The organism is Alteromonas sp. G5_S2_22_S1 (assembly GCF_054968525.1).
In genome coordinates this window covers 1-2,389 of the sequence record NZ_JBQKUJ010000037.1, presented here as the reverse complement: position 1 = coordinate 2,389, position 2,389 = coordinate 1, and the positions used below count along the sequence as shown (strand labels likewise).

At 47.8% G+C, this 2,389-nt stretch carries 2 protein-coding genes; both read left to right on the top strand.

Annotated elements, in window-relative coordinates; all coding sequences use genetic code 11:
• Nucleotides 1–92: 92 nt before the first annotated feature.
• On the top strand, nt 93–1,586 hold the full coding sequence (gene istA, locus ACTRWF_RS19535; RefSeq protein ID WP_163106107.1) for an IS21 family transposase: 1,494 nt from the start codon (nt 93–95) through the stop codon (nt 1,584–1,586).
• Nucleotides 1,579–2,328, top strand: coding sequence for an IS21-like element helper ATPase IstB (istB, locus tag ACTRWF_RS19530; protein ID WP_462836090.1), 750 nt, complete (start codon nt 1,579–1,581; stop codon nt 2,326–2,328). The genes istA and istB overlap by 8 nt, the downstream gene beginning before the upstream one ends.
• Nucleotides 2,329–2,389: the final 61 nt, after the last annotated feature.

Sequence of the window (2,389 nt, the reverse complement as noted above, 5' to 3'; positions counted from 1 at the left end):
TATAAAGCGACAATTAACTTGAACGGTTGAGCGACAACTATCTTGACCGGTTGTTCTGTTAAGGTTCGACACGATAATTCGAGGAGAATGGCGTGTCGGGAAATCACATCACAGAAAAACAAGTCAGGTTATATATGAAGTTCAGAAAGGATTTCACGCAGGAAGTGGCCGCCAGTAAAGCGGATATCTCTGTTAGCTCCGCCAGACGAATCGAGAATGGTCGTCACCAACCTAATCAAGCAAAACGCCAATGGCGTACCAGACCCGATCCTCTTGAAGCGGTGTGGGAGAGTGTCGTTGTTCCCATCTTACAACAAGATGAATTGATTACGCCGGTAGGCGTATTTGATCATCTATGTGAATCACATAGTGACGACTTCCCAACTACAGCACGACGTACGCTTGAGCGCAGAATTAAGAAGTGGCGACAATTACACGGTGGCGCTAAAGATGTGATGTTCTTGCAGCATCACGAATCAGGACTACTGGGAATATGTGACTTTACCCACGTCAAATCTCCTATCACCATAGGACGAGAGCCGTGTAAGCACATGCTGTTTAACTATCGCCTAGCGGCCAGCGGCTGGCAGTATTGCCAAGTAGTTTATGGCGGTGAGAGCTTTGCTGCATTCTCCGATAGCCTTCAGAAAGCGTTTAGAGAAAGTGGTGGCGTGCCCAAAGAAGTCCGCACTGACAGCTTAAGTGCGGCGTACCGAAACCATGACAATGCCGAGGCATTTACCGAACGCTATAAGTCGTTGATGGCGCATTACGGTTTTACGGCCACACGTAATAATACCGGTGTAGCGCATGAAAATGGTGTTATCGAGTCTAGCAATCGACATGTCAAAGCGCAGTTAGAACAAGCGCTGCGTATACGCGGCTCGTTCGATTTTAACTGTCGCGATGACTATGAAGGCTTTATTCAGCAGTTAGTTGGGCGGCGTAACAAGCGTATCAACACCGCCTTTATCAAAGAGCAGCGACAATTACAGCCATTGCCGCCTGTAGGTAGCGCCAATTACTCAATAGAATATGTGCGCGTCTCGCGCACCAGCACTATCAATGTTAAACGCGTGACCTACACAGTGCCTTCCCGCCTGATAGGCAGTCGCTTGCGGGTACAAGTGTATGATAACAGGTTAGCCTTATATCTCGGTCATGAACTGACTTACACCCTAGAGCGCGTTTATGCGCAAGGCAGTTCGCGTAAACGCAGCGTCAATTACAAACACGTCATAGATGCTCTGGTTAAAAAGCCACAAGCCTTCCGGTGTTCACAGTGGCGCGACGAGCTATTACCTAACGAGGATTACCGATGCATCTGGCAATATGTTAACGGCAATATGAAAGCAGATGATGCCTGTCGTTATATCGTCAGAGTGCTTCACCTTGCCAGCAAAAAAGATAACGAAATACGGCTGGGGCGCTTTATCATGCAGCAACTGAATACGGGGAGACTGCCCAGCCTGTTTGACTGCCAAGAGCGCTTCCAGCAACAAACACGTGATATACCCCAACTCCAAGTGGGGCAGCATTCGTTAAAACAGTATGGCCTACTGTTGCAAGGAGGTCGAAATGACTAATACAGCTTCACTACCATTGATGCTAAAAAGCTTGCGCTTAAGTGAGTTCAGAAACCACTGGGAGAGCCTTGCTGAAAAAGCACTGCACGAACAATGGCGACCCGAACACTACTTAAGTGAGTTGTGCCATATGGAGCTAGCAAGTCGGACAGACAAGCGACAATTACGTTACCTAAAAGAGTCAAACTTGCCCTCAGGCAAACACGTTGGCGGCTTCGACTTCAATGCCATAGAAGGCATTAGTAAAGCGCGCCTGCATGACCTGGCCGATAACCACGAATGGGTTAAACATGCCACAAACCTACTACTGTTCGGTGCTAGCGGTGTAGGCAAAACCCACCTCGCCAGCGCATTAGGTTACAGCCTGATAGAAGCTGGAACCCGCGTAAAGTTCTATCCGGCCACCGCCTTGGTGCAACACCTACAAGACGCCAAACAGCAACTAAAACTCCAGGATGCGCTGAATAAACTGGATAAATACCAAGTGCTAATCGTGGACGACATCGGCTATATCAGAAAGACAGAACAAGAAACCAGTGTGCTGTTCGAACTCATTGCGCACCGTTATGAGAGGTTCAGCCTTATCATTACATCCAATCAATCGTTCGAAGACTGGGATGCATTGTTCACCGATACTACCATGACAGTTGCAGCTATAGACCGGCTCGTTCATCACTCACATATCATTCAATTACAGGGAGAAAGCTATCGAAGAAAAACAGCAATAAAACAGGAAGAATAACTCAGCGACAACCGGTCAAGATAATTGACGCCGGACCGGTCAAGACAGTTGACGTTCTATA